Source organism: Faecalibacterium sp. OM04-11BH (assembly GCF_003482185.1).
In the GTDB taxonomy this organism is placed as follows: Bacteria; Bacillota; Clostridia; order Oscillospirales; family Ruminococcaceae; genus Faecalibacterium; species Faecalibacterium tardum.
The window spans coordinates 1-25,730 of record NZ_QULS01000013.1 but is presented as its reverse complement, the minus strand read 5'-3'; the positions used below and the strand labels follow the sequence as shown (position 1 = coordinate 25,730).

Sequence of the window (25,730 nt, the reverse complement as noted above, 5' to 3'; positions counted from 1 at the left end):
GACCTCCTTGTTGAATGTGTTCCTTTCATTGCGTTAATCATAACGCCAATGCAACACAAAATCAAGAGGATAGTTCGGAAACCACACGATAATCTTTCATTAAGCGCTGCTTGATAAGGGAATACTCTCTATCGGTTATGAGCTTTCTTTCTAACAGCTGCTTCAAAAAAGCAAGCTGAATGCTATAACGTATCAAATTTTGTTCTTTCAAAAATATCCCCCTTTCACAAAATAAAAAATGAGCCAACGGACGGCTGCTGGCAGCAACCCACGGGAATCTCACCCCTGCATTCCTCATGCAGCCCTACTCATTGCCTGCGACGCTCTGAACGCTCGGACTTTGACGGTAAGGGAGTATCAGCCCGCCTGTATGTCATGGCCCACAAGCAGCCGCGCTTGCATTGCGGCATGGTGATGATCGCTCCACTTTTCAGAGAAAAGCATCATGGCGCACCCGCCGTCCGGCTCGATACAGACAGCAACGTATCCGTTTGCCCTATGATGCACCACCATTATCCTGCGGGCATATTTTTCAAGGTGCTGTCCCGAAACGTGGAAAGGGTCAGACCGTTTCGGCTTTGGTTACAATAGAAGAAATCAGTTTGATTTCCAGATGGCGTTTCATGTACTCGTCTATGCACACATGGGGCTGGCCGTGCTTATCGTAGAGAATGCCTGTACAGAGCTTGTTGATGTAACCTCTGTAATGCTGCAAAACCTGTTCAACTGCATCGGTGTCCCCAGCGCAGGCAGAGCGAATCACCGAGAGCGGCAAAAAATCTCTGCTCGTGTGTTCATAGGAGTTCATTTACGCCTAACCTCCCTCCGGCAAGTGCACCTTTAGCTTTTTTCGCAGCTCGTTCAGCGTTTTTGTCCGGTGGCGCTGTACAGCACTCCGGGACATTCCCATGAGGTCGCCAATCTCGCCATCGCCCAGTTCCAGAACGCAAAACAGAATCAGAATGCTTTGTTCTTGCTTTGGCAGGGCGGCAAACGCATTGGCAACAAGCTCATTGTCGAGGTGCAGATCACAGCCGTAGGACGAAAATATAAATTCTTCGCTCGGATAATGGTCTACACTCGTGAGCTGCCCCAGTTCTTCCAACGAAAGAACGCTGAATGACTTTTCACGGTCAAGCAAGCGTTTCTTATTTCGGTGATAGTTCCGGGCCTCATTTCGCAGTACCGCTTTGCAGAACGCATCGAATCGGTACTGTTCGCCATCGTTGCGAGGGATAGCTTCCATCTTCTCACCCCCTTTCCGTGGGGATGTCGGGTGGATTTTTCCCTTTCCGCTAATATGACACCTGAAACACCCGATTCTGCCCGCTTTTTTGAAAATTTCCAAAAATATTTTTTGAAGCAGGCAGATTTTCAGGTGGCAACAGAAAAGCCCAGCAAACCGAAAACGGCCAACCGGGCATAATGGCAGTATTAAACGCGTAGCAGCTACATTGTATAGTACATAGTAAAAGCCCTGCTGACCCTGTGCGGGAGCAAGGCTTTTTTTGATAGGTCAAGATTGAACGGTCGATAGAATATCAGGCGCATGGCGGCATCCTCCTATGGCCGCCATACGGACGATGAAACGCTCTGATAAGCAAAAAGAACCGGCGGCCTTGATTTTCTCAAAAGCCGCCGGTTCAAAATGGGCGCACGGATGTGTCTGCTGTACGACGGCTTTTTTCTTTTGCCGTCGTGCGGCAGCTTGCTAACAGGCTATTTCTCTTTATGAGGATTATTATAAAATCCAAATGTTACACAAATGTCCGAGGTGCCTTTGATTTCGACAGAAAAACAGGCTGAATTGTTACAAAGCTCGGACATTTCAAAAGAATTTTTTGAAAAACACTAAAGAAGCGGAGCAGCTAAAATCTGCTCCGCTTCGATATGATTGATCTAAGGATGTTTTGCTATTTGATTAAACTCACTCTGTCAACCGCAATCGCTCCACAACTGGAAGGTTAACGTCAGTTTTGTAGACCCATATAGGCACAATAAGGCAGATTAGCAACACCAGTCCAGACACCAGCACCAGTGGGATAAATGGATAGGAGAAAACAGCATAATAGGCCACTTTACTAAAAATCATATATAGCAAGATGAAGATTGCTGTTCCAATGGTGACTGCAAGGGAAAGGGAAACGCCCCAATAATAGAAACCTTCCATAAATAGCATTCGTTTGATTTGTCGCTTTGTCATTCCAATGCTTTCAAGAACAGCTAATTCATAGCGCCGAGTATTTACATTGACAACCATTGTATTGACAAAGTTCATGACACCAACAAGCAGCAGGATCACGGACAACCCTGTTCCTAAAACCTTTGCTGTAATGAGATATTCCTGCATTTCTTCTCGCCGTTCATATCGGGATATAATATCAATGTTAGCTTGTGATGCGGTGATTTGCTTTAATTCTTGCAGTATACTTTCGTCATGTTGACCATCCGTATCAAAGGCCACGCGGAACACTCTATATTGCGGAAAGAGTTCTTTCAAAGCTGTTTGACTAATATACAAATCAGGAGCCGTCCCTCTCTCATTGCCTCCTCCTGCTCGAAACCCTTCATTCAAATAACCGTTCGCTACAATAAAGGAATGCTGTCCGTTCTGCGTCTGGATTGTTATTTCCTGCCCCGGCTGAATAAGGTCTTCTACTGTTTTAGACAGCAGCACAACCTTTCCTTGTTCAAAGGCAGACGTGTCAATAGGCAAGTTTAAGGTTTTATTGATTTCTTCCAAATATGCACTGTCAATTCCAAAAACCCCACTAAAAAAGTTTTGCTGATAATTTTCTAATTTTGCCGGATCAGAAAAATCAATGCCGTTTACTCCGTCTAATGACGCAAGAAACTCGTGAAATACAGCATCGTCATATACAACATCTGCTACTACTTGAGGATAAGGTGCATAGGTCAACCTCAAATTCTCAATGCCGTCAAGCTGACCAACCTCTGAAACCATTTCGCTGGAAATTAAATCTTCTCTTTCGTGGATACCATATGTGAGTGCAAAATCGCTTACTCCCCATTGGCTCACATAATTCTCCGGGTTTAAACCATGTAATAGCCCTGTGACGACAAGGAACAAGGAAAGGCCGAAAAAAAGCGATGCAAAAACAAGGGTTGTACTCTTAGCATTACGAAAGACATTGTTCCATGCCATTCTGGACAACTTCATTTTGCTACAATTTCTGGCGCTACTCTTTGTGCTGGCTGCTGTATATTGGAGTGCTGCTATTGGTGAAACACTTCCGGCAATTTTGGCGGGCTTCATGCTTGCAATCATAACGGTAATGAACGTAAATATGGCCGCTCCTATGAAAATAAACGGCGAAAAAGATACTTTTGTTCCCACATCAGAATTTGTTGAATACATCATATTCAGGAAGTAAGGAACAATGCCAAAGGAAACAACCGCACCAAGTAACAGACCAATCGGAATACCAATACAAGAGATTCTGATTGCCTGCTTATAGATAATTCTCTTTATCTGCCTTTGGGTCGTTCCAATCGTTTTAAGACGGCCATAGAATTGCACATCTTTTATGACAGAGACATAAAGAATATTATAAATCAGCAGATAGCCGCTAAAGGATATAAAAACTGCTAAAATTATTACAGCTAAAATAATAGTTCCACCATTTGCCTGTTCTAATGGTACAATTTCAAATGTTTGCCCTTCTGTAAAGTCAATCTCACGCCGCAATCTTTCACAGTTTTTGTCAGCATTATCATTGCCTTGAAAACGGATCATTGCCGTAACACTATTATCCAGTGATACATTTAAGCTATCCTTAAAAGCGGATGAAACATAAACATAACCACGATTATTTGTGCGCATTGGAATGTAGTCCGTATAGTAGCCCGACAGCAAAAAGGTGTCCGTGACATAATCATAGCTATCGCCAATTTGGTATGACAACACAATCTCCATCCCTATTTGCGGATCAGAAATGCCCATCTGTTCAAGCACCCATGTAGGTAGCATAATTTCGTTTTTACTTGATGGGTAATTTCCTACAACACCTGATATAGTAGGAAGACGGTGGTGTTCCCACTCTGTATCATTTATCCATACTACACCTAATCTTGCGTTTCTCAGTTGTTCTGTATCAACACTACCTAAACGCTGCTGTATACCTACGTCAAGGACAAGGTTTGATTTTGAAATTTCAACCAACTGATTTTCTGTTACATTTGTGATTCCGACATCAGCGGTAGTTCCCATTAACCGAATTTGTTGCATTTGGTAGGTTTCAAAGTAACTAAAACCAATACTGAATGTCGCAGTTATCATAAATGCAGTTAGCACAAGAGCAATGATTGCAAATAAATTACGCTGCCGTTCACGATGCAAACTGCGCTTTGCCAGCTTCTTTTCAATGTCACTGGTATCATTTTCAAAAGGCCATGTCATAGCTTGCCACCTCCTTATTCCACAATCCTGCCATCCTCAATGCGGACAATCCGATCTGCAAGGCGGGCTATGTCGTCATTGTGGGTAATCATTACAACGGTTTGCCGGAACTCCGCGCTGGTGCGCTTGATAAGTCCCAGCACCTCGGCGCTGGTCTTGCTGTCAAGGTTACCGGTTGGCTCATCGGCCAGCACAATAGCCGGTTTGGTAATCAGAGCGCGGGCAATCGCCACACGCTGCTGCTGTCCGCCAGAAAGATTATTCGGCATATTTTTCAGTTTATCTTCCAGCCCCAGCAGGTGAACGATCTCGTCCAAAAACTTCTGATCCACCGTGTCCCCGTCCAGCTCCACCGGCAGGACGATGTTCTCATACACATTCAGAATAGGAACAAGGTTATAGTTCTGGAAGATAAAGCCGATGTTGCGGCGGCGAAAGATGGTAAGCTGTTCATCGTTCTTCTTTGCCAGTTCTTCGCCCCGGACGATCACGGTTCCGCTGGTGGGAGTGTCCAGCCCGCCCATCATGTGAAGCAGGGTGGACTTGCCGCTGCCGGATGTTCCCACAACGGCCACAAACTCGCCGTCCTCCACGGAGAAGTTCACACCGTCAAGGGCGCGGGTAATGTTCGGCTCTGTGCCGTAATACTTTTTCAGATCAATCGCCTGTAAAACGCTCATACTCAAAACTCCTTTCAAGGCTTTCTGCCTGTTGATAAGGCTATTGTAAAACCCAAATGTCCGCGAAATGTTACAGCGGCCAAAAAATTTCATTGAAAATCGGGGGTGAAATGTTACAACGCTCGGACATTTCAAAATTATTATTCAACTACCCTTAATCGAGCTACAATACTTGTTTTTCTAAAATAGCGAAACGAAACATGAGGAACTATAATCGCCACAACGCAAATAACAATTCCCTCTAATATCAACGGGAAAATCGTAGGCTGTATTGTAAACAGCCATAAGTCAGGTTGATTAAAGAAAGTAGGAAGAATTGTATTTGCAACAATAAGAGAGAGAGGTAAACCCATTACACAAATCAGAAATGCGTAAAACAATCCCTCCAACACGGTCAATTTGTTAATTTGTTTTTTCGTCATTCCGATGCTCTCTAATGTAGCAAATTCCCGTTGCCGGTTTATAATGCCCGTTATAATGATGTTGGAAAAATTCACAAGCCCGATACTTCCTAATAGAAACCCAATAAGGCCACCTATGATAAAAATAGTTTGTTTTAATCCATTCATAGTTTGTGCCAATGTTTCAGACGATGCGTATTCAACGGTAGGCAAAGAATTGATGTACTCGGTCGCTGGCAAAAAGTGTTCTTTTTCCACATCAAACACATAACTCATTATGGCTGGATTGTTATACAATTCCACAAACATCTCATTACTCATATAGAAAATAGGACAATCGCCGCCAACATCAGTGTAGCCAACATTCTTACCCGGAGATTCTACCAATGAAAAATCAACCACTGCACGCGCAATTACCGAAACCGTTTTATAAGGCAATCCATCTTTGTAAATGGTAACTTCCTGATTGAGCGGACAAAGAAATTCAGGAGATTCATTTGGGTTGATCGCTGAAATTTCTATAACATAGTTTCCACTTTCCAAATATGAGGTTAGTTGCTGTATATCTGTTTCTCCCTCAATGAAATTCAATTTAGGAAGTATTGATTTTTCTACCCCGTAAATATTGCAAAGAGGTCGATAATCAACACCGAGTTTTACTGGATAAGTTCTGCCATCAACCATACCACTTCGTATAAGGTGATTATCTTCTGTGTATTCGTCTAATACTTCCGTGACCAAACTACCATAATCATAAGTAACACTGACATCATCCAAAGTGTTTTTATAAATTCGACTTCCGTTCAGCACAGGAATATTATTTTCAATATCAGATATGATTTCATTACTAACAGAATCATCTTTAAATCGAAAACCTTGCACATTAGAAAATGTGTTTGGGCTTGCCACAACAAAATCAAATGAGGTAACAGAAGATACATATTTTTTAACATCAACACTATTTCCGATTGCGATTGCACTGTTTAGGAGAATAATGCAGAGTATCATGGATAAGACGATAAATATGGTACGCTTTGAATTTCTTCTTAAATTTCTCCATGCCATTTCTGTTATTCTATTCTTAAACGAAAGACGATTCTTGTTGGCACTATGATAATTGTCTTTTTCATAGTATCTAGTTGCCTCAATGGGCGAAATCGTAGCTGCAATTTTGAATGGTTTCTTTATACTCACCCAAACAGTAATCGCACTAAATATCCCGGCAACGACAAAAATAATAGGATTAAAACTCAAGTTCACAGAAAGATTGTGATACTCGCCTTTCATAAAATTAAGAATCCACGGAAGCATAAGTATTCCTACTATATATCCTAAAATCAACCCAATAGATATAGCAATTATAGACAGCCAAAATGCTTGCTTATAAACAATTCGCTTGATTTGCTTCTCCGTTGTTCCGATTGTTCTTAATAAGCCATATTTCTTTATTTCTTGAACAACAGAAATCTCAAAAATATTGCGAATGAGCAAATAGCCCGTTATTACAAAAATCATAATAAAAAACAGGGCTGCTATTATGGCAATCCAATTTACAGATGTACCAGTGGACGGGCTGGTTCCCCTAATTTGCAAAATAGTTGTCTGTATAGACTGGATCGCTCCAACACATAAAGTCGTTACAGAAGTAAAAAGCATTGATGTTAAAACGATTGCTATTACAGCAACAATATTTCGTAATTTGTTGGCTTTGAAGCTTCTTTGCGCCAGCTTCTTTGTAATGGCGCTGGTGTCATTTTCAAAAGGCCATGTCATAGTTGTATCACCTCCATATTTGATAAGGGTATTGTAAAACCTAAATGTCCGCGAAATGTTACAGCGGCCCAAAAATTTCATTGAAAATCGGGGTGAAATGTTACAACGCTCGGACATTTCAAAAAAATTTACGGCGGGCAGCCGGAAATGGCCGTCCGCCGCATTCTATTTTGTCGGCAGCATAATGGAAAATTCCGAGCCCTTGCCCGGCTCTGAAACCACTTTGATATAGCCGCCTTGCCGCGTTACGATCTCTCGGGCCAGATACAGTCCAATGCCCACGCCCTGCTGTTCGTGTACTTCTTCCTCACGATAAAAGCGCCGGAAGATAGCAGCCTGATTACTTTCGGAAATGCCCTTGCCGGTATCGGCTACTTTGATCTCCACATACATTTCCCACGGTATCACCGACACCGTAATTTTTCCACCTGCCGGAGTATACTTCACCGCATTGTCCAACAGGTTAAAGAGGGCTTCGGATGTCCACTTGCTGTCATGGGAAAAGGTCAAATTCTCCGGGCAGTCCACAGATACAGCGATTTTCTTTTTTTCCGCTGCATACACGATTCCACTCATGGCTTGCGCCACGGTATCAAAGAGGCAGACCGGTTTCTTATTCAACTGGATTACGCCCGTTTCCAACCGTGAGGTTTTCACAAGAGCCTGAAAGAGAAAGTCCAGTTTATCTGTCTGGGTGCGGATTCCACGGATAAAATCGGTACGCTCCGCCTCGGTCATAGGCTTTTCCAGCAGGGTGTCCGTCGCCATTTTCAGATTGCTTACCGGCGTTTTTACCTGATGGGAAATATCCGATACAAGGGTTTGTAACTCCTGCCGTTCCTCGTCCACCCGGCGACGGTTCTCCTGCATGATCTGGTAAAGTCTCGCCAGCCGGTGCCCGATTCTGGCGAGCTGGGTTTCGCTGTCCTCTGGCCGCTGGGGTGCTTCATTTCCGGCGATCATGTGGTCTAAGGTCTGGCACAGGTCAGTGGTAAACTGCGACAGTCGCTTTCCAAACGCCTGCGTCAGTACAAAAATCCCTACAATGGCGCACAGCAGCAGCGCCCCGCCTGTCAGCAGCACCGCAATCTGTTTTGTCACAAGAAAAAGAGCTATGGTGATCCCGGACATGGAGAGGACAAGCTCCATTGCCACCCGGCCAAACAGCCGCTTTACCGAGAGGTTTTGAAACTTCATTTTGCCTCGCCTCCCGTCCATTGATACCCCATGCCGTAAACGGTCTTGATGTAGGGTGCGCCGCCGTCGGCTTCAATCTTGCTGCGAATACGGCTGATGGAGGTTGTCAGGGTGTGTTCGTCCACAAACCGCTCGTCTATATCCCACAGCTTTTCCAAAAGCTGCCCACGGGTCAGCACTTGCCGGGGATTTTTACGAAACAGGTTCAGCATTTTGTACTCCATCGGGGATAGAGTCAGGGGCTTGCCGTTTAAGGAAGCCGTCTGCTCCGAGAAGTCCAGAAACAACCGCCCGTCGTCGTAAATGTCCTTGGCCGGTTTGTGGTGTTCCAGCATGGCGAACATGGCTTTGATTTTCCGCTGCAAGGCCCCAATCACAAAGGGCTTTGTGATGTAGTCCACCGCGCCCACCTCATAACCCCGTATCTGGTCGCTCTCCTGATCGTTGGCGGTCAGGAATATTACGATGGTGTCCGGGTGCTGAGGCTTTATTAGCTTGCACAGCTCAAAGCCGTTCCCGTCCGGCAGGTTGATGTCCAGCAGCACTAAATCAAATTCCCGCTGGCGGATGGCGTCGGCTGCGGTTCTGGCATTTAGGGCAGAAGTCACGCCATAGCCGTCTGCGGTCAGGTTATAGGCCACCATCTTATTCAAAAAACTGTCGTCCTCGACAATTAAAATCTGCTTCATATCCTCACTTCCTTTGCTTTTTGCAGATAGTATAACAGGCAAATGTCCGCGAAATGTTACAGCGGACGGATTTTTCAAAAAAGGGTTTCTTCCTTATTATAGGATAGCCCACTTTACAATACAATGCTCAAACTATGAACAATAAAGTTTAGCAACAATGCGCTTTGCATCATTTCGCCAATCGTCCATGAACTATAAAATGTATATGGGTGATGCAGAATGGCGAAAATCGAGGACTGTCCCGGCTTTGAAACGTTCGGAGCGGATGTCAAGGCAGCTCGAAAGGCAAAACAACTTTCCCGCAGTGCGCTGGCTGACATGATACATTGTGACAGCCGGTATCTTGCGAACATCGAAAACGAAGGCACGCTGCCCAGCCTGCCGGTGGTGATTCAGCTGATAAAAATATGTGGTCTGCCCGTGGAGCGGTACTTCAACCCGGAACTCATGCGGGAAGAAAGTGCGGAACGTCAGCGGGTCAGCCACAAGCTGCAGCTTTGCCCGGAAGAATACTTACCCATCGTAGAAGGTGCCATTGACGGTGCCTTACGAATCCATGAACAGGAAAAAGAGCCCGTGTGTGTCTGATTGTCATGCACGGTCATTGAGAGGATGCAAAAGCGTCCTCTTATTTTTTTTTGCATTTTGCGGGCAAAACGGGGGCGTTTCGGTGTCTTAGTAGTGGGAGAGGTAACGTAGCAAGCATAGGGAGTGTAGCCACTCCCGGCAAAAATGCTTGCTGGGGAGTACCCCAGACCCCCAAGAAACGAGGTGAAACTATGACGAACCGAACCCGAAAAATTGTTCTGCGTGTTCCCGTGACGCCGGAGGAACAGGAACTTATCCGGCAGAAGATGGCTCTGCTGCACACACGGAATTTTTCTGCCTACGCCCGGAAGATGCTGATAGATGGTTATGTTGTCCACATCGACACCACCAACATCCGGGCGCAGACCGCCGAACTGCAAAAGATTGGTGTCAATATTAACCAGATCGCGCGGCGGCTGAACAGCATGGGGCCGCTGTACACACAAGACGTTGCGGACATCAAGGGAGCATTGGCGCAGATATGGCAGTTACAAAGATACATCCTATCAAGTCAACGCTGAAAAAGGCATTGGACTACATCGAGAATCCGGCCAAGACGGATGAAAAAATGTTGGTGTCCTCCTTTGCCTGTGCCTACGAAACCGCAGACATCGAATTTGAACTGCTGTTGTCACAGGCCATGCAGAAAGGCAACAATCTGGCCCACCACCTGATACAGTCTTTTGCGCCGGGCGAAACCACGCCGGAGCAGGCCCACGAAATTGGCCGACAGCTTGCAGATGAAGTGCTGCAAGGAAAATATCCCTATGTGCTAACTACGCACATTGACAAAGGGCACGTCCACAACCACATTATCTTTTGCGCTGTGGACATGGTGAATCAGCGAAAGTATGTTTCCAACCGACAAAGTTATGCCTACATCCGGCGCACTAGCGATCGGCTATGCAAGGAATACGGCCTGTCTGTGGTGATGCCCGGTCAAGACCGGGGCAAGAGCTATGCCGAGTGGGACGCACACCGCAAGGGCACGAGTTGGAAGGCGAAGCTGAAAGCCGCCATAGATGCCGCCATCCCGCAGGTCAAGGATTTTGACGATTTTCTGCGGCTCCTGCAGGAGCAGGGCTACGAGGTCAAGCGTGGCAAGTATGTTTCGTTCCGCGCGCCCGGACAGGAACGGTTCACCCGCTGCAAAACGCTGGGCGAAGCCTACACCGAAGAAGCCATCACCCAGCGCATCAAAGGGCGGTTCGTGGAGCGGAAGCCCAAAGAAAACCGCAAAATTTCTCTGCGGATTGATTTGGAGAACAGCATCAAGGTCCAACAGTCCGCAGGGTACGAGAAGTGGGCAAAGCTCCACAACTTGAAACAGGCTGCCCGGACGCTGAACTTCCTGACTGAGCATGAAATCGAAAGCTACCCGGATTTGGAAAGCCGGGTGGCCGAGATCACCGCCGCCAGCACCGAAGCTGCCGCCGCATTGAAAGCAGCAGAGCGCCGACTTGCAGAAATGGCCGTGCTGATAAAGGATGTCACCACCTGTAAGGAACTGCACCCACTGTTGCAGGAGTATCAGCGGGCTGCTGACAAAAAGCAGTTCCGACGTAAACATGAAGGAACCTTGATTCTCTATGAAGCAGCGGCCAAGGCCCTGAAAGAGCAGGGCTTTCAAAAGCGGCCCGACCTCTACGCCCTGAAAGCCGAGTATAAGCAACTAACCGAGCAGAAAAAGCAACTGCAACAGCAGTACGCCGAAATCAAACGCCAGATGCAGGAGTATGGCATCATAAAGCAGAATGTGGACGGCATTCTGCGGATAGCACCGGGAAAGGAGCAGATGCAGGAACGGTAAATCTGCACAAAATATTGTTCGGATTTTTGAATTCCAAACGCTTAGACCGGGTGGCATTTCCGCCCGAAATCATGTAAAATAGACTTAGACAACGAAAGCGAGGAACCCTCTATGGCAGAAGTGAACGATAACAGCTCTATCCAGCTTTTTGAAGATCAGAAAATCCGCACTGCATGGGATGCAGAAAAGGAAGAATGGTATTTTGCCATCGTTGATGTGATTGCTGTTCTGACTGACAGCGCAGACCCACAGAACTATTGGCGCGTTCTAAAAAAGCGTCTTAAAGACGAAGGAAATGAAACCATTACAAATTGTAATGGTTTGAAAATGACCGCTCCTGACGGCAAAAAGCGCAAAACGGATGTTGCTAACACCGAACAGCTCCTGCGCATCATCCAGTCAATCCCATCTCCGAAAGCTGAACCGTTCAAGGCATGGCTGGCAATGGTGGGCAAGGAACGCATCGAAGAAACCATCGACCCGGAGCAAGCTATTGACCGTGCGCTTGATACCTATTTGAAGAAAGGCTACTCCGAAGAATGGATTCACCAGCGGCTTTTGGCAATCCGCATCCGCAACGAACTAAGGGACGAATGGAAGAAGCGCGGAGTGCAAAAGGGCAAGGAGTACGCCATCCTGACCGATGAAATCTCCCGCGCATGGTCCGGCATGACCACGGGGCAGTACAAGCGGCTGAAAGGTCTGACAAAAGAAAATCTCCGGGACAACATGACCGATTTGGAACTTGTGCTGACCATGCTGGCGGAAGCATCTACCACGGATATTTCCAAGACTGCAAAGCCGCAGACCTTTGAAGAAAACAAGCAGGTTGCTAAACGCGGCGGCAAGGTAGCCGGTATTGCACGGCAGGCTCTTGAAGCAGAAACTGGCAAGCCCGTTATTACAGAAAAGAATGCGTTTGACTTCCAGCAGCTTGTGACCGACATTGTAGAAGATGCCGCCGAACTGCCGGAGCAGTCCAATGACAATTTGAAAGAAAAATAATAACCAAAGGAGAAGTTCATCTATGAACAAGTATGAAATCGAAACAGCAATCCTGAAAGAGTTTGAGGCATTTTTACCCGCGATTGAAAATATGCCGTTTGATAAAGGTTTAATACTGATGCGTAAAGAAGCATGGCGGCTGGCGGATAAATATGACACCGATGGAGCAAACGTGTTCGCTATTGTGTTTAAGCGATTTGGAGAAATCAAGCATGGGTAAAGTGAAAAAAGGACTTGCACTTGTTCTTGCAAATGCGCTATATCAAACACAGCCGGTTTTATTGTCATGCAATAAAGATGGATTGGATATGAAAGCCAAGTTAGAACAGCTAGATTTTGATGTCTTACATTACGCAAATACAACTAGAGTGGCTACGCTTGAGGCAATCGCTGAATTTATTAAGCTGGCTGATTTATATTCAGTACTTTTGGTATACTACGCTGGACATGGAGTGCAAATCGATGGAAAAAATTATATTGTTCCGATTGATTGCATTTATAAGCCCATAAAGGATGTTTTTATTTCCAGTTCTTTAGTTGACGTAAGTACTATTACGAACTATATGAGTATGCACGAAGAAAAAACAAATATCCTGATAATGGATGCTTGCAGAAATAGTCTATCGTTTTTAAGAAGTTTTGGCAGTACAGGACTAGCAGAAATGACAGCTGGAAACGGTATGATCATAGCATTTGCAACGTCGCCTAATACATCAGCACTGGGTTCGGAAAGCCCTGACGGAAATGGATGTTACACTAAACGATTGCTTGAACACATTGATCACCCCAATATGAAAGTCGAGGATATGTTTAAGCTAGTCAGAAAAGATGTTATAAAAGACACTGCTGGCCAACAGGTTCCATGGGAAAATACTTCTCTGAATGGAAATTTCTACTTTTGTACAATGGCACAAGATGAAATCAATGAAGTCATTTATCAAAGCATTAGGAACTACCACTGTGCTGAAATGTTAATTAACCTAAGTAAACGCTTTGGATATACAGTATCCGATGTTATGAGAATCTATGAACGACAAAAGAGCGAAAAAGTTGGAGGCATTCGTATTGTTGATGAAAAGGAGTTTGAAAGTTATATATTAAAACAAATTTTAGATTTAGGGTTTGAATTTATAAATTACCGTTGGGTATATCGTAAAACACCTGTTTTGATGGGAGATTTTCAGCATGATTATACAAAAGCGTTATAATAGATAGCAAATAGCCGGACACAGTAGCCACAAGGCCACCGTGTCCGGCTGTTTCTGTGTTGACAACGACACATTACTTTGATTAAAAATAATGCGTCATTGTCAAGCTGACGGTATTATTCACCCGTAAAATCAAACCTCTGTCCGTCAAAGTCTGCATCGGTCATGCGCTCCAACTTTGCAATGGTACCGTTTGCCAGCCGCCGCATTTCCGTGTCCATATCCGGCAGGGCGGCGAGCATCCGCGCCATCGTGCGGCGGCGGTCAGAAGTGTGGTACATACAGATCAAATTTTCTTCTTCCACGCTGAAATTCATGGTCAGACCTCCATTTCGTGTTGTTTGCTGCGGGCCGCTGCCTTTTTCGGGCTGGCGGCCTGTTTTGTTTCGGAAAGCTGCTTGCGGACGGAAGCACGGGGTTTGCGAATGTTCTTATCTCGGTTCTCGTTTTTGTCAACCAGCGCGTAGATGCCAAAACGGTCTTTTACGCTGGACAGATGTAAAGATTTATACGGCAGCATGGCAAGCAGCTGGTCCGTGTCCCGGCTGGATGCCAGCTTGGTAAAATAGGGCGATACCTCTACCATGAAATGATTCTTGTCCGGGCTGTTGGGAGCAGCCAGACGCTTCATATCGGCTACGATACGCTGTGCCTCGGCCTCGATCAGCCCGGTGTGCAATGCCGCAAGGTGTTCTTTGAAATCACCGGGCTGTGCAGATTCCCGACTGCGCTGCTCCTGCCGGATGGCCGCTTGCAGAAGTTCCGGGTCACGGGGCTGCATTTCATACCGCACGAACTCCCCGAAATATTTGTCCGGGCAGCTGTCGAAATGCTCTTTCGGGCCAATCTCCCGCATCCCACTTTCGTAGATCAGACGGTTGGCACCCACGGGCAGGGCGGCATCCCGGATATGCTGGAAGTGCTGCTGATAGTCCAGTTCATACAGATTGCTTTGCACAGTTCCGTTGGCCGCGCCGGTCAGCTCCACTGCATAGGCAAGAATCCTGTCATGGGTCTGTTCGCCGCAGAATTTCCATGTGTTGTAGGCTTGGGTGTCTTTGAGCAGCACGTCCCGTTCCCGGAAGCAGAATGTTCCAGAGGGCCGGGACAGCCACAACAGCAGCTTATCTTCCGGCTGGTCGCTGCGGGCCGCTTCCCGCATCATCTTGATGTCATAGGCAAAATCGCTCTGGTAGTATGCGGTGTTCTGGTGCATGATAGCTTCCAGCGCAGTGATCACATCCATATTTTCAAATTTTTGCACGGCTTATACCTCCAATTCCTTTGCCTTTTCCCGTGGCAGTGTTTGCTTGCTCTGCTCCTTTTTCGCAGCATCCAGCTGTGCCCGGATGGACGGCTTTTTCGGTTTTGTTGCGCGGGACTTTTTTGCTTTTGGTGCCTTTTCCTCGGCCTTGACTGCGGCGGCAAGGTCCGTCAGGGAAATTTGTTCTCCGGCCTTTGCTTTGGCCTCCAACTCACTTAAAGAGGGCGCATTGTTCAGCACACTGTCAATCATGTTTTCGTTCTGTTCGGTGGAAAGCTCTGCGGTGCGCAGCGGGTTTTCCCGTAAGAACTCCGGCACCTGCTGAAAGCCCACACTGTCGCAGTAATAGGCAGTGTCGTGGCCGTTCTGATGCAGCACCACCACATCCGAAACAGACAGCGAATGCCCGTTGAAGTCTGCCGGATGGTCCACATTGAATGTGCGGTAGATGTCCTCCAACGTGGTACCAGCAGTCAGCGGCGCGGCGTATACTTCCGTATAGTTGGCCTTGTCCACAGTCCGGCCAGCGGCCTGCAGGTGGTCGTATGGCTCAAAACGGTAATCACGGGTGGAAGCCTCATTGCGCAGCTGGTAGATGGAAAAGCTGTCCTGCTGCGGTGCTTCAAATCCTGCCGCTGCGTATTCCTCTACCGTCATTCCGGCAGCGGCCGCTTCCTGCGCGATCTCGGCCTGCACCTGTGCCTTGTAGTCCTGCAAGCTCTGGTCAAAGTCAGCCAGCTTGGGCGGTTCCGGCAAGTTGTATTGGCCTTGGTTGAGCAGCGGGCGGCAGTCCTGCACATAGGTCACAACCGCGTTGTAATAGACGGTCTGTTCCGGCGAAATGTTCTGTTCCTCCCGCAAAGCAGCGGTAGCGGTTTGCTCCATAGCCGAAAGATTGCAATGCTGTTTGAGGTACGGAATAAACTCGGTCAGCACCATTTCCCGCTCTGCCTTGTCCTGCTCCCACGCTTCCGGGCCTTTGTTGTGCAGAACAAAATTCTTCCAGTTTTCATCTTTGGCGTAGTATTCGTGATAATTCTGGATATGTTGCACCAAAGAGCCCGCACCATCACCAAAATCCTGCCGTCCCTCGTAGTTGTCGGGTTGGCCGTTCAGGGTAAAATCAATGCGGAATGCAGTCTTATCGTACCAGCCGCCCTCGTAACCGTCCTTTTCCCGTTCTGTGTGCTGGGCAGTGTCCAGTTCTTCAAAGACACGGTTTGCCACGGACAGCGGCATGGTTTCGCCGTCCTGCAGCTTGTCGCTTTCACTCCACAGAATCGTGACTGTGGGCTCTGCGGCAGGGTCAGGAATTTTAGCAGGTTCGGGAAGTTCATTCGCTTTTTCTGTTGCCTCTTGGAACACCGCCAGCTTATCACCCAGCATAACTTCTGACACTTTAGCTGTCTGCCCCAGCAGAGCAAGAGCTTCCTCTCCGGCATCCGGCAGGGTCAGACCGGGTGCGTCCAGTTGGCCGCCGTCCAGAGCCTTATTATCCGGGCCATACAGGGTGTAGTCATAGCCGGAATCGCAGGTCTGGATGAACAGCGTAATGCCGTTGTCCAGCGCAAATGCAGCCTCCTGTGCAGTGGAAAGTTCTGTTTCCCGCTGCTGGCGCAGTTCTGCCAGATGTTCGTCCAGCGCAGAGATCAGCTCATGGGCCGCGCTGCGGATAATTTCCAGAGAGGCTTTCAGTTCGGCCAGTTCCCGGCCAGAACTCCACCCGGCCACATAGCCAAAGGAATACTCGGACGTGTCCAGCCCGTAATGCTGGCAGACGGCATAGGCCACGCTTTCGGCCTGTACTTCGCGGGTGCGGCTGTCCGGGCGGTTGGTCTGTTCCGGGTCGGTGGGGTCGATGGCGTGCAGCTTTGCATGGGCAATCTCATGGATGGCTGTCTTGATGGTTTGCAGCTGGCTCATGCCCTCTTGGATGGCAATGCGGTTGTCGAGCAGATGAAAGTACCCATGCGCGCCGCCCTCGATGTCCTCAAACCCGATGGGCACCGGGGATGTCTGCTCCAATGCCTTGAAAAAATCTTGGTAGTCCTGCACGCTGCCGGACAGTTCATTCACTGCAATAGAGGGCAGCGGTTCGCCCTCGGTCTGGCTGACATCGAACACAGACACCACCTTGAACGCCGGAATCTGCACCGTTTTTTCTTCCGTCAGCGGCTTGCCGTCCTTGTCCAGAATCGGCTTACCCTGTTCGTCCCGCTTTTCCATCTTCTGCTTGACCTTGTACGGCGCAGGGGCCAGAATTTTGATGCCTTTTTCGCCTTTCTTTACGGTGCGGTGGAACGTGTCTTTCCACTTGTTGAAGCCGGCCACCAGCTGCCCGCCCTGCATGGCAATCAGCAAGGTGTTGTTGAAGCTGTAATTGTGGAATTTTGCCATCGTGGTGAGGTAAGCTTTGTAGCGGTCACTGTCGAACAACTGCTGAATGCCTGTTTCCAGCCGGTCCGTGATTTCTTTCATCCGTTCTGCGCTGTCCTTACCGTTCAGGATAATGGGAATAACTTTCTGCGGTTCTGTTTCAGGTTGAACAGGCGGCGGGATATTGGCTGCATCCCGCATGACTTCCGGCACAGGAAAGGACAGTACCCGGTATTCCTCCGGCACAGGCTGGCCTTCGTGGACTTTCTGCCACTCGTCCCCGCTTTTGATAAGGTAGCCGTACTGGGTAAATGCGCCCTGCTCTTGCTGGGCCACATAGCGGCCAAACTGGGCCGTGTCGATGCCTCCTTTCCATTCGTCCGGCATATCCACCATGCCGGAACGGTTCAAGTAGTAGTCTCCCAGCTGGGCAGGGCCGCGCACATCCGGCAGATGCACATAATATTCCACGTTTTCGGGAAAGTCGGTGATTCTCCCGATGCTGAAAAGCTCACTCTGCGGGGCTTGCAAGGCGGCGTTCAGTTCTGCGCGTTCCCCGGCAGAAAGCGTTTCCAGCCGTGCGGCAAGAAAGTTCAGTTCGTCCACATTGGATGCCAGCACCATGTTGTAGGGGATGGCAAAACGCTTTTCTTCCTCGGCAAAATAGCCGGAAATGAAAAGGCCCTGCGGATTATCGGACGAAATGCCGATTTGCCGCAGGGCCGCTTGTACCTGTTCGGTTGTAGTGGGCAGGTCCAGCCAGATGCCATCCCTGCCTTGCTGCTGCCGATTTTGCAGCTGGATGGAAAATAATTCGCTCATTTGGTCACACTCCTTTTTTGCTATCCTACGGATAGAGAGAGCCGGTTATGGCAAAATGAATGCTTCACCTTACCATAACTGGCCCTCGTATTTTTGCCTTACTCTTTGCGCTCTACCCGGTAATTGACGTACTTGCCTCCCGTATCTGCCAGAAGCACCGTTGCATCATAGGTTTTGCCTGTCTTTTCGGAATAGAGACCCTTGACCTTTGCCTTGCCGTTTTTGAGCAGAGCGGCGGCGATCTTCGGGGTGAACGCCTTTTTTCGCTGCTCAAAGAAGCGGTCATTCTTCCACATTACGAACTGACAGCCACGATTTCCGCAGTAGAAGTTTTTCTTGCCCTCGTAGACGTTTTCACCACACCGGGGACACTTGCCGATGATAACCCGTTCCGACTGGAACAGGTTTTGCTTGTCCGCGCTGATGCAGAAGTAGGTCTTGACCAGCTGACGCACCTGCGCTTCAATTTCGGCCATGAACTCGTCCGGGTCTGCATTGCCCTTGGCAATCTCGGTCAGACGGTTTTCCCATTCAGCGGTTAGGGCGGGAGAGGTCAGGCTTTCCGGCAGAACCACCGCCAGATTGATGCCGTCCTTGGTGGGGACAAGCTGTTTGCCCTTGCGCTGCACAAAGCCCATTTGCACCAGCTTTTCCAGAATCGCGGCACGGGTGGCGGGAGTACCCAGTCCCTTGCGCTCTGCTTCCTCTGGCATATCCTCGGCCCCGGCCCGCTCCATTGCTGACAGGAGCGTATCTTCGGTGTAGGCTTTCGGCGGGGATGTGAAGTGTTCCGATACAGTAGAAGTTACGCGGAAACTCTGTCCCTCGGCCAGTTCCGGCAGGGTGTGCAGCACTTCTTCCTCGGTATCTGCTTTCAGGGTGGAGCGGAACCGCTGGTCGATCTCTTTCCAGCCGGGAACAAGCACCGTCTTTCCCTTGGTGGTGAACTCGTTCCCGGCGCAGGAGAACACAGCAGTCACAGTTTCGTACTCATGGGGCGCGGCTATCGCGCAGAGCAGTTTGGAGCAGACAAGGTTCATCAGCTTGCACTCACTTTCCGCAAGGCCGGTGAAGCCCTGTTTTACAAATTCGGCTGTGGGAAGGATGGCGTGGTGGTCCGATACCTTTTTGCTGTTCAGCACCCGGCCCACATCCGGGGTAAGTGCAAGCCCTTGGGCAATGGGCAGCAGCCTCAGCAGGTCAGACACAAGATGTTGTGCTGTCTGGCCCATGTCCTCGGTAAGATATTGACTGTCCGTGCGGGGATAGGTCAGCAGTTTCTTCTCGTAAAGCTGCTGGGCATAATCAAGGGTCTGCTTTGCCGTAAATCCGAACAAGCGGTTTGCTTCCCGCTGCAAGGTGGTCAGGTCATAGAGCTTGGGCGGCTGTTCTGTCTTTTTCTCCCGCTTGACAGAAGTACAGACGGCAACTGCACCCGTGCATTTTTCTTTGAGAGAATTTGCGGTTTCTGCATCCGAAATGCGCCCACTGTCCGCTTTCAAGCTGCCGGACTGGATGCCGACCGTGTAATACTTTTCTTTCTGGAAGCGCAGGATTTTTGCATCCCGGTCCACCAGCATTTTCAGTGTCGGGGTCTGCACCCGGCCCACCGTCAGGGTCTTGTGGTACAGCACCGAAAACAGCCGCGTTGCGTTGATGCCCACCAGCCAATCCGCCTTTGCACGGCAAAGGGCCGATTGGTACAGAGCATCGTAGTCCGAATCCGGGCGCAGGTTTGCAAAGCCCTCTCGGATGGCTGCATCCTCCATGCTGGAAATCCAGAGCCGCTTTACGGGTTTCGTGCAGCCGGCCATTTGGTAGACAAGGCGGAAAATCAGTTCTCCCTCCCGGCCTGCGTCGGTCGCAGCGGTCACACTATCCACATCGGGGCGGTTGAGCAGGGCACGCAGAACTTCAAACTGCTGTTTCTTCTCGTCCGGGACGATGAACTGCCACGGCTGGGGCAGGATGGGCAAATCTTCATACTTCCACTTGCAGTATTTTTCATCGTACTGGCCCGCCTCTGCAAAGGACACCAGATGCCCGATGCACCAGCTGACCAAATACCCACCGCCCTGCCAGTAGCCGTTTTGCTTTTCAGTGGCCCCGATCACGGCGGCAATGCTGCGGGCCACACTGGGTTTTTCGGCGATCACCAGCTGAAAGCTCATGTTTCGTCCTCCTGTCCGTCCTCTGAATGAATTTCGATTTCAGCCGGTTCCTCGTCTGCATCCTCGTCCTCGCCAAAATCGTACTCGTCCAGATCATCGTGCCCGGTAGTGTCGGCCTTGGGCTTGCGGAACTTGAAATAATAGAGTGCTGCGCCGCCGCCCGCCAGAGCCAGCACCAGCAGGATTATCAGATTGCCCATGTTGGACTTGGGCTTTTCCTGCGGCGTTTCGGTGTCGGTTTTCACCGCTTCCGGGACCGTGCAGTTGCGCAGGCTCTTTTCACACAAGGGGCAGCTTTCGTTGACGTTTCCGGCCTCACATTTCACAGTGCAGGTACAGACTTCGGCGGCCTGCGGTTCTTCATCCAGCAGAGCCAGCAAGTCGGCATCGTCCACTTGGTTCAGGAAGTGAACGGACGTTTCCTTGTCCTCGTTGGCACGGTCAATGAGAATGTAAAAATAATTCCCGGCTTTGGTGGTCACGGTGATAAGCTGTTTGTCCCCGTAGAAATCATCCACCAGTGTTGCGTTGCCTTTGGGCGTGATAGGTACACCCTCCGGCTCCATGCCGCCAGTGGTAGGTTTATCGTCCAGAATTTCCGGCAGAGGTTCCGGGGCAGGGTCAGAGCCGCTTGCAAAAGCGGGCATGGAAAAGGAGCAGAGGCAGAGCAGGATAGCCAGCAGTCCGGCAGCGAAACGGTTCCAGTTGTCAGATTTCATCGGCGGCATCCTCCTGTTTGTGGTACGGTGTGGCGGTGGGTGCAGCATTCAGCGCACCGCTGCGCAGGAAGGCCGCGAACTCGTCCGGCTTCATGTTCATGCTGCGCACCAGCTGAATGATCTGCAAGTTTTCCTGTTCAGTCTTTGCAGCTTCCAGTTCTTTCAACTGCTGCTGGTATTCGCTGATTTTTTCTTTGAGCCGCTCAATGTCGCGCTCAATGCGGGAAAGTCTTTTTGCCATACAAAATCCTTTCTGGCGTCATGGTAAACGCCCATAGCTGTAAAAATGTTCCTGCCAATATTTTGAGTTGAGGTTTGTGTAAGAGATAGGGTCGCCGCAGTGCAGCATGATGGAATTGCCTACATAGATACCGCAATGGCTCACGCCGGGGGTATCGTAGGTTCCCTTGAAAAACACAAGGTCGCCCGGTTTGACCTGCGCCGTCGAAACAGGGGTGCAGAGGTTGTAAAGGCCCTGTGCGGTCTGGCGGCCCACGTTCCAGCCGGAGTGATTCAGCACCCACGAAATGTAGCCGCTGCAATCAAAGCTGGTGCTGGGCGAACTGCCGCCCCACACATATGGGTAGCCGATGTACTTGGTGGCTTCCTCCATCATGGCGGCAAACTTATCATCTTTGAGGGCTTCCGGGGGAATGTCGTAATAGGTGGGCTGCTTGATGGTGGACGCATTGGGGTACTGTGCCTGCCCGAACAAATCCGGCCGGTTGCCCAGCGTGCGCATATAGAGCGAATAAGCACTGAGTTGTTCTTCGGTCAGCACTTCCACGGGCAGGTGGGATAAATCCTTGTTCTTCAGCTTGACCGTGCAGATGTAGTATTCATACGGTTCTTGGTAGGTGATAACTTGCGGCACACCATACGGGCCAATAATGACCATCATTTTTGTACGGTAACGTATCTGCATGGTCACGGTCTCGGTCAGGATGTACTCCTTTTCAAAGAGCATTTCAATCTCGCTTTGCACCTCGGCCAATGTAAAAACGCCATCATGGAGCGCGGACAAAATCGAGATCAGCACATAGGGGTCATGCTCGATTTCGTCCAGATAAAAATGGTATTCGTCGTAGTTGTGGGTGGCCTCGTAGGTGTCGAGATACCGTTGCAGTTTTTGTTCCAGCTTGGCGTAGGCTTTCTCTGCACCCAGCATATCCTTGTCCTTGGAAAAGTAAGAGGATGCCGTCACGCCGGTTCCAGCGGTGCCCGCCATCACGGTGCAGGACTGCAAACCCGTTATCAAGAGCAGAGCCAGCAGACCGAACACCGCCACGATCAGAATGGTTTTCCAGTTCCGGGCCGCAAATTCGGCTACCCGTTCGCCGCCCTCGGCCGCCAGCTTCGTTACCCGGAAACCGTTCTCTGCGGTGGCGGCTGCACCCTGCGCGGCGGCTTGTCCGGCCTGCCGTGCAGCTTTGGCATACTGCTGTTTGATACGCCGTTTCTGCCACATCCGGGAAATGGGGTTGCTGGCCGCCTGTGCAATTTGCGGATTGTCCCGCAAGGATTTCTGGTAAAAGTATTCTGCATTGGCAGACATGAGCTGACGCTCTGCCTTTTCCACGGCCTTGTAGGGCTTCATCTTGTGGTGCCGGATGCCGCTGCGGATGACCTTGGCGGTCTGATGCTCCACCAGTTCTTCACCCTTGTGGCCACCCTCCACACCCACATTTTCGTGTTCGACTTCATGGATTTTTCCGTGAGTGAACAGCAACGCTTCCGACAGTGGGCGGCTGGCCGGGTTTGGTTTCAGGCTGGGCGGGCCTTTGTCCTGCTGCTCAAAGCGCAGGGTGGATTTTGCCTTGCCGTTGGCAGCATCGTAGACTTTTTCCTTGACCGGGACACGCTTTTTCGGCAGAGCGGCGCGGGCTGCATCCAGTTTGTCGGCTTTCGCTCCCGCCTTTTGGATATACGGCTGCAACGCCGGGTCTGCCCGTTCTTCCTCGGTCAATTCCAAACGGGCAGCGGAACGGTGCAGACCATCTTCACTTTCGGCGGTGGCTGCGGTTTCTGCCGCCTTTTTCGCTTTCTTTTTATTTTCATGCCCGTCCTTGATGTCCTCGGCCCGTTCCAGAATTTTTTCGGCTTTGCCCTCGGCATCCGTGGAGTAGTTCTGTTCCACTTCCCGACTGGAAACATTCTCTACAGTGCCGTCCGCTTGATTTTCCACCACCAGACCGTCACGGGTCATGGTCTGGGTGACTTTGGCTTTTGCCTGCAATTCTTTCAAAGTTCTTCATCTCCCATCGGGCAGCAGCTTGTTTCAATGTCCGCAATGTATTTGAGAATCGGGAACACCTGCGGCGGCGAAACTGCATTGCCCAGTGTTTTCATCCGCTTGCTGCGGTTCGGCACATCTTCGGTCAGGCGCGGGATGTCGGCGGGTTCTTCGGCCCAAAGGGAATGTCCGTCCATTTGCGCGGGAAACCCATCAGCCACTCTACCCAGTCCGGGTTGAGGTAGGGCTTTTCCAGCGTGGTGGGGGTCATCCGGTAGACCACATGAGAGAGCCGCGCCGTCCATGCCTTGCCGTCCTTGTTCATCTTGCGGTAGCTGCCGTTCGCAGAGATTTGAATGTCCAGTCCCTTGCCCACATTCCCGGTGTCGCTGGCAAGGGGCGTGGGAAGCAGCGGAGCCGATGATGAATACTCGTTTCCGTTCGTGCCACGCGCCAACGGCAGCAGCAGGTAATACGAAAACCCGAACATCGTAACCTGCCTGCTCCAAGTCAATGAGCGTTTTGTCGAGCCCCATACGGAGGAAGCCAGCAACATTTTCTCCAAGCACCCAACGGGGCTGCAATTCCCGGATGACCCGCAGCATTTCGGGCCACAGGTAGCGTTCATCGTGGAAGCCGCGCTGCCGCCCTGCGGTGGAGAACGGCTGGCACGGGAAGCCACCTGAAATGAGGGTGACGGTGCGAAGTCCTGTTTTTTCAAAGAAAGTCTCCTTTGTTACGGTGGTGATGTCCTGAAAACGGGGCACCTCCGGCCAGTGGCTTGCCAGAACAGCGGCGGGAAAGGCCGCCCACTCGCATTGACAGACCGAAGTAAAACCCGCTGCTTCCGCGGCAAGGTCGATGCCGCCGATGCCGGAAAACAAGCTGAAATGCGTTAGGCTCATAGCTCCACTACCTCACTGAGCCGGGTGGTCATGATCTTATAGAGCTGGGTGTTTTTCGGGATGGGGTTTGAGAACGGCAACACCACGTTCTCAAAAATCAGCAGTCCTTCGCCCGGTTCGGAATTGTCGATGTATTTCTGCTGGTCTGCGGAAAGGTTCAGCCGTTCCGAAAGGATTTTTCGGTCACCGGATGCTTGATTCAGCAGCGTGATGAAGTCGCTGTTTTCCAGAATGTTCTCAATCTCCGGGGAAGAAAGAAGGTCCTTCACATTTTGGGTGGCACCTGTGGGCACGCCGCCCCATTTGCGGAAGCGCTTCCAAATCTCGGCACTGTACGCGGCGGTCTGTTCCTCTTTCAGCAAAAGGTGGAACTCGTCTGCAAAATACCATGTGGCCCGGCCTTGGCTGCGGTTCTGGGTGACACGGCCCCATATCTGGTCTTGGATAATGAGCATCCCCAATTTTTTTAACTGCTTGCCTAACTCTTTGATGTCAAAGGCCACGAGCCGGTTGTGGATGTCCACATTCGTTTTGTGGTTGAAAACGTTCAGCGAGCCGGATACATACAGGTCGAGTGCCTGCGCCACCCGGTCCGCTTCCGGCAAGTGCTGGTCGAGCAGGGCTTGGTGGAGGTCAGACAAAATCGGCATATTCTCCGGGCAGGGATTCGCTAGATAGGGGCGGTAGATGGTTTTCACGGCACGGTCTATCACGGTGCGTTCAATCGCTTCCAGACCCGTTTTGCCGCCCATGACCAGTTCACAGAACGACAGCACAAAATCCGATTTCAGGGCAAGCGGACTATCATCCTCGGAGTAGTTGAGGTTGATGTCCAGCGGATTCACATAGTCCTTGCTGGTGGGCGAAAGTTTGATGACCTGCCCATGCAGCCGCTTGACCAGCGGATAATACTCGGCCTCTGGGTCTGAAATAAAAATATCGTCAGCAGTCGTTAAAAACACACTGACGATTTCGGACTTGCAGCTCATTGATTTGCCGCTGCCGGGCGTACCCAGCTTCAAGCCGTTGGGACACCGGGCCTGCTTGCGGTCCAGCATGATCATGTTGTGGGATTTTGCGTTGATGCCGTAGTACATGGCCGCACCGCTCTGGAAAAGCTCCTGCGTGACAAAGGGCACAAACACCGCCACGTTGGAGGTGGTAAGGCTGCGCTGAATCCTTATCTGGTTGATGCCCAGCGGCAGCGAGGACACAAGGCCCTGCTCCTGCTGGTAGTCCAGCCGGACAAGAGAGCAGTTGTACTTCTGGGCCACACCTGCCGCTTGGAACACATCGTTGCCCAGTTTTTGCTTGGTGTCGGCCACATTCAGCACTAAAAAAGTCAGCATGAAAAGCCGTTCGTTCCGGGTCTGCAATTTGTTCAGCAGCTTTTTGGCGTCCTCACCGTAGGTGGCAAGGTCGCTGGGGAATAGCGATAGGTAAACCTTTGAAATTATCTCCGATTTTTC

At 49.9% G+C, this 25,730-nt stretch carries 23 protein-coding genes and 1 pseudogene; 7 read left to right on the top strand and 17 right to left on the bottom strand.

All coding sequences use genetic code 11. From position 1 onward, the window contains the following. Positions 1 to 61 precede the first annotated feature (61 nt). The 3 genes from DXB44_RS15035 to DXB44_RS10915 all read right to left on the bottom strand — a co-directional run bounded on the left by DXB44_RS15035 (position 62) and on the right by DXB44_RS10915 (position 1,246). Positions 62 to 298, bottom strand: coding sequence for an SHOCT domain-containing protein (locus DXB44_RS15035; protein WP_015536580.1), 237 nt, complete (start codon positions 296 to 298; stop codon positions 62 to 64). 264 nt (positions 299 to 562) lie between these two features. Beyond that, positions 563 to 808, bottom strand: a complete 246-nt coding sequence (locus tag DXB44_RS10920) for a helix-turn-helix domain-containing protein (protein ID WP_117506283.1) — start codon at positions 806 to 808, stop codon at positions 563 to 565. A gap of 6 nt (positions 809 to 814) precedes the next feature. Continuing rightward, positions 815 to 1,246, bottom strand: coding sequence for a sigma-70 family RNA polymerase sigma factor (locus tag DXB44_RS10915; protein WP_118658741.1), 432 nt, complete (start codon positions 1,244 to 1,246; stop codon positions 815 to 817). 30 nt (positions 1,247 to 1,276) lie between these two features. On the opposite strand from DXB44_RS10915, the gene DXB44_RS14560 reads away from it, so the two are divergent. Further along, entirely contained in the window at positions 1,277 to 1,426 is a 150-nt protein-coding gene (locus DXB44_RS14560; RefSeq protein ID WP_156071490.1) for a hypothetical protein, read from the top strand. Positions 1,427 to 1,927: 501 nt separating this feature from the next. Here DXB44_RS14560 and DXB44_RS10910 read toward each other — a convergent pair. From DXB44_RS10910 to DXB44_RS10890, 5 genes are all read right to left on the bottom strand, one after another. Beyond that, complete coding sequence (locus tag DXB44_RS10910; protein ID WP_118658740.1) at positions 1,928 to 4,420, bottom strand: ABC transporter permease; 2,493 nt, start codon at positions 4,418 to 4,420, stop codon at positions 1,928 to 1,930. A 14-nt stretch (positions 4,421 to 4,434) separates the two neighbouring features. Next, positions 4,435 to 5,100, bottom strand: a complete 666-nt coding sequence (locus DXB44_RS10905) for an ABC transporter ATP-binding protein (protein ID WP_014079454.1) — start codon at positions 5,098 to 5,100, stop codon at positions 4,435 to 4,437. 140 nt (positions 5,101 to 5,240) lie between these two features. Beyond that, on the bottom strand, positions 5,241 to 7,274 hold the full coding sequence (locus tag DXB44_RS10900) for an ABC transporter permease (protein ID WP_097783440.1): 2,034 nt from the start codon (positions 7,272 to 7,274) through the stop codon (positions 5,241 to 5,243). Between the two features lie 165 nt (positions 7,275 to 7,439). Beyond that, a complete protein-coding gene (locus DXB44_RS10895) occupies positions 7,440 to 8,471 on the bottom strand; it encodes a HAMP domain-containing sensor histidine kinase (RefSeq protein ID WP_118050872.1) in 1,032 nt (343 codons plus the stop codon). Then, positions 8,468 to 9,160: a response regulator transcription factor gene (locus DXB44_RS10890; protein WP_021738113.1), complete on the bottom strand. Its 693-nt coding sequence runs from the start codon at positions 9,158 to 9,160 to the stop codon at positions 8,468 to 8,470. Before DXB44_RS10890 ends, DXB44_RS10895 begins: the two co-directional genes overlap by 4 nt. Positions 9,161 to 9,379: 219 nt before the next feature. On the opposite strand from DXB44_RS10890, the gene DXB44_RS10885 reads away from it, so the two are divergent. From DXB44_RS10885 to DXB44_RS10865, 6 genes are all read left to right on the top strand, one after another. After that, on the top strand, positions 9,380 to 9,748 hold the full coding sequence (locus DXB44_RS10885; protein ID WP_005927725.1) for a helix-turn-helix transcriptional regulator: 369 nt from the start codon (positions 9,380 to 9,382) through the stop codon (positions 9,746 to 9,748). Positions 9,749 to 9,939: 191 nt separating this feature from the next. After that, on the top strand, positions 9,940 to 10,269 hold the full coding sequence (gene mobC / locus DXB44_RS10880) for a plasmid mobilization relaxosome protein MobC (protein WP_118658739.1): 330 nt from the start codon (positions 9,940 to 9,942) through the stop codon (positions 10,267 to 10,269). Continuing rightward, a complete protein-coding gene (locus DXB44_RS10875) occupies positions 10,230 to 11,558 on the top strand; it encodes a relaxase/mobilization nuclease domain-containing protein (RefSeq protein ID WP_118658738.1) in 1,329 nt (442 codons plus the stop codon). Before mobC ends, DXB44_RS10875 begins: the two co-directional genes overlap by 40 nt. A gap of 111 nt (positions 11,559 to 11,669) precedes the next feature. Further along, complete coding sequence (locus tag DXB44_RS10870; protein WP_118658737.1) at positions 11,670 to 12,563, top strand: Bro-N domain-containing protein; 894 nt, start codon at positions 11,670 to 11,672, stop codon at positions 12,561 to 12,563. A 22-nt stretch (positions 12,564 to 12,585) separates the two neighbouring features. Continuing rightward, positions 12,586 to 12,783 (top strand): hypothetical protein, encoded by a 198-nt coding sequence (locus tag DXB44_RS14455; protein WP_147366450.1) that lies wholly within the window; start codon positions 12,586 to 12,588, stop codon positions 12,781 to 12,783. Continuing rightward, on the top strand, positions 12,776 to 13,771 hold the full coding sequence (locus tag DXB44_RS10865; RefSeq protein WP_158581892.1) for a caspase family protein: 996 nt from the start codon (positions 12,776 to 12,778) through the stop codon (positions 13,769 to 13,771). Before DXB44_RS14455 ends, DXB44_RS10865 begins: the two co-directional genes overlap by 8 nt. Before the next feature lie 116 nt (positions 13,772 to 13,887). Here the strand turns inward: DXB44_RS10865 and DXB44_RS10860 are convergent, their stop codons facing one another. From DXB44_RS10860 to DXB44_RS10820, 9 genes and pseudogenes are all read right to left on the bottom strand, one after another. After that, on the bottom strand, positions 13,888 to 14,088 hold the full coding sequence (locus DXB44_RS10860) for a transposon-transfer assisting family protein (protein WP_118564492.1): 201 nt from the start codon (positions 14,086 to 14,088) through the stop codon (positions 13,888 to 13,890). Positions 14,089 to 14,090: 2 nt separating this feature from the next. After that, positions 14,091 to 15,017: a hypothetical protein gene (locus DXB44_RS10855; RefSeq protein WP_118658782.1), complete on the bottom strand. Its 927-nt coding sequence runs from the start codon at positions 15,015 to 15,017 to the stop codon at positions 14,091 to 14,093. Between the two features lie 21 nt (positions 15,018 to 15,038). Next, a complete protein-coding gene (locus DXB44_RS10850) occupies positions 15,039 to 18,233 on the bottom strand; it encodes a YodL domain-containing protein (RefSeq protein ID WP_118658735.1) in 3,195 nt (1,064 codons plus the stop codon). Positions 18,234 to 18,331: 98 nt separating this feature from the next. Further along, positions 18,332 to 20,404 (bottom strand): DNA topoisomerase 3, encoded by a 2,073-nt coding sequence (locus tag DXB44_RS10845; RefSeq protein WP_118658734.1) that lies wholly within the window; start codon positions 20,402 to 20,404, stop codon positions 18,332 to 18,334. Then, positions 20,401 to 21,123 (bottom strand): DUF4366 domain-containing protein, encoded by a 723-nt coding sequence (locus tag DXB44_RS10840; protein ID WP_118658733.1) that lies wholly within the window; start codon positions 21,121 to 21,123, stop codon positions 20,401 to 20,403. Before DXB44_RS10840 ends, DXB44_RS10845 begins: the two co-directional genes overlap by 4 nt. After that, positions 21,113 to 21,364 carry a DUF4315 family protein gene (locus DXB44_RS10835; RefSeq protein WP_118658732.1) on the bottom strand — a complete coding sequence of 84 codons (252 nt, stop codon included), beginning with the start codon at positions 21,362 to 21,364 and terminating at the stop codon, positions 21,113 to 21,115. The genes DXB44_RS10840 and DXB44_RS10835 overlap by 11 nt, the downstream gene beginning before the upstream one ends. 18 nt (positions 21,365 to 21,382) lie before the next feature. Next, positions 21,383 to 23,368, bottom strand: a complete 1,986-nt coding sequence (locus tag DXB44_RS10830) for a C40 family peptidase (protein WP_118658731.1) — start codon at positions 23,366 to 23,368, stop codon at positions 21,383 to 21,385. Beyond that, on the bottom strand, positions 23,365 to 24,261 hold the full coding sequence (gene dcm / locus DXB44_RS10825; protein WP_118658730.1) for a DNA (cytosine-5-)-methyltransferase: 897 nt from the start codon (positions 24,259 to 24,261) through the stop codon (positions 23,365 to 23,367). Before dcm ends, DXB44_RS10830 begins: the two co-directional genes overlap by 4 nt. Further along, a pseudogene (locus DXB44_RS10820) lies at positions 24,258 to 25,730 on the bottom strand (PrgI family protein); the annotation flags it as partial. The pseudogene DXB44_RS10820 and the gene dcm, both read right to left, overlap by 4 nt.